Annotated in this window: 4 protein-coding genes; all 4 read right to left on the bottom strand. The window is 62.8% G+C overall.

All coding sequences use genetic code 11. From position 1 onward, the window contains the following. Positions 1 to 283: 283 nt before the first annotated feature. On the bottom strand, positions 284 to 1,198 hold the full coding sequence (locus tag Q0349_RS09815) for a factor H binding protein domain-containing protein (protein WP_298080723.1): 915 nt from the start codon (positions 1,196 to 1,198) through the stop codon (positions 284 to 286). A 93-nt stretch (positions 1,199 to 1,291) separates the two neighbouring features. Then, positions 1,292 to 2,371 carry a DNA replication/repair protein RecF gene (gene recF / locus Q0349_RS09810; RefSeq protein ID WP_298080722.1) on the bottom strand — a complete coding sequence of 360 codons (1,080 nt, stop codon included), beginning with the start codon at positions 2,369 to 2,371 and terminating at the stop codon, positions 1,292 to 1,294. Then, positions 2,368 to 3,864: a YifB family Mg chelatase-like AAA ATPase gene (locus Q0349_RS09805; protein WP_298080720.1), complete on the bottom strand. Its 1,497-nt coding sequence runs from the start codon at positions 3,862 to 3,864 to the stop codon at positions 2,368 to 2,370. Before Q0349_RS09805 ends, recF begins: the two co-directional genes overlap by 4 nt. A gap of 95 nt (positions 3,865 to 3,959) precedes the next feature. Then, a complete protein-coding gene (locus Q0349_RS09800) occupies positions 3,960 to 4,661 on the bottom strand; it encodes an antibiotic biosynthesis monooxygenase (protein WP_298080719.1) in 702 nt (233 codons plus the stop codon). Positions 4,662 to 4,673: the final 12 nt, after the last annotated feature.

The following is a 4,673-nucleotide window of genomic DNA, read 5'->3' as shown; positions in this document are numbered from 1 at the left end:
GGCGGTGGAGCGGGCTTTTATTGAGTATATTATTTAGGGTGGATGGCTATAACACCGTTGTGTAGGGTGGGGCTTGCCCCACCGTCAAACCCGGAAATGTCGTTACGGTGGTCAAGCCCCCTACACCGGCGGAATGTTGCAGCGGAAACCCATACGCGCATCAAATCACCCGGAACAACCCAACGCAGGTCGGCCATTCATGGCCGACACACAAAAAAATGTCGGGCATAAATGCCCGACCTACGTTAGCTGCGCGTCCTGCAGGGGAGGGGGATTTTTCAGCCTAAGGGGTAATGTCGCCGCGGCTGCCGTGGAAGCCGATGTGTTCTAGTTCGGTCGTATTGGTGACGGAGCCGGCGATTTCTTCGGCGTTGCTGCCGTAGAGGACGGCGCGGTATTCCATTGGGGCATGGCCAGTGGCGCTGGCGCTGCCGACAAAGCCCGCTTTGTCGGCGCTGCTTTGCAGCTGTACCGGATGCAGGGAAATGGTGCCGTAGCGGCTGAGACCGTTGATGCGTCCTTCGCCCAGTCGCGTAAAGAAATCAATGTTATAGGTGAGGGTGCCGCGTTCGCTACGGTCGAATGCGATGCCGCTGTAGGTTGCCTTGCCACTTTGCGGGATTTGGCTGACCAGGGTGTTGATGCCGTAGTCATCGCTGTAGGCGAAGCCCTGGCTGGGCGCATGGCTGGTGACAACGCCGCTGCGGAAGCCCTGGTAGCTGCGCACCGTGGTTTGGTAGTGTCTGCCGGTTTTGAGGTAGCTCACGTCGCCGGAGAGGGTAGCGAAACCCGCAGGCAGGCTGCGGAAGTCGCTGCGCGAGATGCTGCCGTCAAACGAGGCCAGGGTGGCGTTGCCTGCGGTGATGCGCAGCGGTTCGACTTTGTCGCGGCCATTCCAGATGGGTGGATAGGCGCTTGTTTTGCTCGCTGCGAATGCACGCTGTTCATCGGCATCGAGGGGGCGGTTGGCGGCGGTATTGGTTGGCGCGGCGGGGCGGCTGGTGTTGTTTGTCGGGCTCGTGCGGCGGTTGTCCGTCGGGTTTTGGGGTGTTGTCGGGGTGGAGGTGGACGGGCGACTGGTGTTGGTGTTCGCGGGCGGGTTGTCCGCGACGGGGGCGTCGCCACCACCGCCACCGCAGGCGGCGAGAATGAGCGGTAGCAGCGTCAGTACCAGGGTTTTGGACGGTAAGGTGTTCATGGTTTCTCCTTGGGTTTGGGTTGAGGGCAGGCAGCGCCCGCAGGGGATTATCAAGGTTTTTGTTCGCGCTTGCCACCAGTCCATCGGCGTCGTTCAGTTTGTTTCGCGGATAACGCCCGCATCAATGTGCAGCCGCTGGTGGTCGGCGAGTGCGGGCGGCAGTTCGAGGCCGCCGTCAATGTGGGTGATGTAGAGTTGTGAGTCGCTCGCAGCGAGGAAGTGCAGCAGTTTTTGTTGGCGGTTGTGGTCGAGTTCGGCGGCGATGTCGTCAATGAGGATGATGGGCGCGGTGCCGCTGTCAGCGGCAATCAGCCGGGTTTGCGCGAGGATGAGCGCGCAAACGAGGGTTTTTTGTTGGCCGCGCGAGTAGTGGTGCGCGATGTCGCGGCCTCCGGCGAGGTAGCGGATGTCGGCGCGGTGGATGCCGTCGCGGGTGTGTTTCAAAAGCGCGTCGCGTTCGTTGTTGGCATCGAGCAGCGCCGCCAGCGGTTGGTCGGCCGTCCAGCCGCGCTGGTAGTGGAGCTGGATGCGGTCAAAGCCGCCCAGTTCGGCGTGGTAGGTGTTGAGTGTTTCTTCGAGTTTGGCGAGGTACGCGCGGCGCTGCGCGTCGATTTGTTCGCCGCTTTCGCCCAAGAGGTGATTCCAGGGGGCGAGGTCAGCGGCGCGCCAGTTTTGCCGCAGCGCAGCGTTGCGGTTTTTCAGGGCGTAGTTGTAGCGCTGCCAGGCGGGGAGGAAGGTGGGGTCGTGGTAGTAGAGGCCGTAGTCAAGGTAGCGGCGGCGGTGTTCGGGTCCCTGGTCGATGAGGGCGAAGTTGTCGCTGTTGATGATTTGTACCGGGGTGAGGGCGGCGAGTGCGGCAAGGTTTTTCAGGTTTTGGCCGTCAAGGCGCAGGCGGTGTTCGCGCGTGCTTTTTTCGATGCCGAGCAGGTGGGTTTCGCCGTTTTTTTCGATGCGGGCGATGAGGCGCAGGTAGGGCTGGTCGTGGGCGATGAGGTGGCGCGTCTGGTTTTCGCGGAAACTTTTGCCGCGTCCCAAGAGGTAGATGCCTTCGAGCAGCGCGGTTTTGCCGCTGCCGTTTTTGCCGCTGATGAGGGTGCAGCGCGGGTGCAGTTCCAGCGTGGTGGCGGCGAGGTTGCGCAGGTGGTCGAGGCGCAGTTGGCGGAGGCGGCTCATCTGCTGTCGCTGCGGTATTGCAGGGCTTCGGCGAGATGCGCGCGGCTGACGGTCGCGCTGTCCGCGAGGTCGGCGATGGTGCGCGCCACTTTGAGGATGCGCTGGTAGCTGCGCATCGAGAGGTGCATGCGTTCGGCGGCGCGGTCGAGCAGTGGCAGGACGTCGTCTTCGGCGTGCAGGTGTTGTTCGAGTGCGCGTCCGCTTAATTCGGCGTTGGCGCGGCCTTGGCGACGTTGCTGAATGGCGCGTGCCGCTTCGCTTTGCGCGCGCAGCTGGGCGCTGGTTTCGCCGGGGCTGTGTTGTTCGCGCAGTTGTGCCGGGGTCAGGCGGGCGACGGTGAGGTGAATGTCGATGCGGTCGAGCAGCGGTCCGGAGATTTTTTGCCGGTAACGCGCGATTTGGTCGGGGGTGTCGCTGCAGGCGCGTTCGGGGTCGCCGTGGTAGCCGCAGGGGCAGGGGTTCATCGCGGCGATGAGCTGGAAGCGCGCCGGGAAGTCGCTTTTCATCGCGGCGCGGCTGATGGTGATGTGGCCGTTTTCCAGCGGTTCGCGCAGCATTTCGAGGACGCGGCGGTCGAATTCGGGCAGTTCGTCGAGAAAGAGGACGCCGTGGTGGGCAAGGCTGATTTCGCCCGGTTTGGGGTAGGAACCGCCGCCGACCAGCGCGGTGGCGGAACTGCTGTGGTGCGGCGCGCGGTAGGGGCGCTGCCGCCAGTCGGCGGGATTGAAGCTGCTGCCCGCGAGCGAGCGGATGGCGGCGCTTTCGATGGCCTCGGTTTCGGTCATGGCGGGGAGGATGCCGGGGAAGCGCTGCGCCAGCATGGATTTGCCGGTGCCGGGCGGACCGCTCATCAGCACATGATGGCCACCGGCGGCGGCGATGAGCAGCGCGCGTTTCGCCTGGTGCTGGCCGATGACGTCGGCATAGTCGGGGTATTGGCGCGGCGGACGCATCGCGGCGACAGGCGGCGCAGGCCAGGGGCGTTGGCCGTGCAGGATGGCGGCAAGTTCGGCGAGGCTGCCGGCACTGTGGACATTATCGGGCGCGACCAGCGCTGCTTCGTGGTGGTTTTCCGGGGCGGTGATGATGTCGCGGTGGGCGTCGTTGGCGGCGAGCGCGCAGGGCAGGATGCCGCTCACCGGGCGCAGTTGCCCGCTTAAGGCGAGTTCGCCGTGGTATTCGTGCGCGGCGGTAGCGTCCAGCGGGATTTGCCCGGAGGCGGCGAGGATGCCGAGCGCGATGGCGAGGTCGTAGCGCGCGCCGTCTTTCGGCAGTTCTGCTGGGGCGAGGTTGATGGTGATGTGTTTTGCCGGGAACTCAAAGCCGCTGTTCAAGATAGCGGCGCGAACGCGGTCTTTGCTTTCTTTCACGGCTTTTTCCGGCAAGCCGACGAGGGTCATCGCTGGCAGGCCGCTGGCAAGGTGGACTTCGACCCGCACCAGCGGCGCGTGCATGCTCAAGGGGGCGCGGGTGTAGGTGGTGGCGAGGTTCATGCGGGCTGGCGGTGGGAAGGGGGCGCTATTGTACGGGAGGGACAGGGCAGGGCGCATAAAATTCCCCCGCCGGAGCGGGGTGCGGGCGGGGATATTCAGGGCGTTGTGTATTCCAGTCCGCCTTGGTTTTGCAGCAGGGTCGGGGTGATTTCGGTAAAGGTTTTGTCTTGCAGCAGCTCGGCGGTTTCTTTCAGGTATTTTTGGAAATGCGGGCTGTCGCGGTGGCTTTGGTAGGCGGCGTCATCGTCGTAGATTTCAAAGAAATACCATTTGTTCGGCTGATCTTTGTCGGTAGCGGCGTAAATGGCGCGCACGCCGTTTTCTTTGGCGATGGATTCGCTCATTTCTGCCTTGACGATTTTGGCGAACGGCTCGTTGGCTTCCGGTTTGACGGTGACGCTGAGGAAGTTGGTGCGGGTGTTTTTATTCTGTTCGACTTTTTTGTCGCCGAGGTATTGCGGCTCGATGTTGTATTTGTGTTTGTGGTTTGTGAGGATTTGCGGCGAGGCTTCGCGGAATTTTTGGTATTGCGGCGACTGGATATGCGCCTGGTAGGCGGCGTCATCGGCGTAGATTTCAATCATGTATGCCATTTGCGGGTTGGCTTTTTGTTTGACGGAATACATGGCAAGCGTTCCCGGCTCGTTTGCGAGCGAGGTGCGGATGTTTTCGTCGCCAATGTGGTTGTAGGCGGCGCTTTGGCCGTCTTTTATGCCGAGTTCAAAGATGTTGAAGACGGGCGCGGCGTGGGCGCTGGCGGCGGTAAGGGTGGTCATGAGGATTGCGGTTTTTTTCATGGGGTCTCCGTG

Source organism: uncultured Cardiobacterium sp. (assembly GCF_938028185.1).
Classification (GTDB): domain Bacteria; phylum Pseudomonadota; class Gammaproteobacteria; order Cardiobacteriales; family Cardiobacteriaceae; genus Cardiobacterium.
This window is presented reverse-complemented; position numbering and strand designations above follow the sequence as displayed.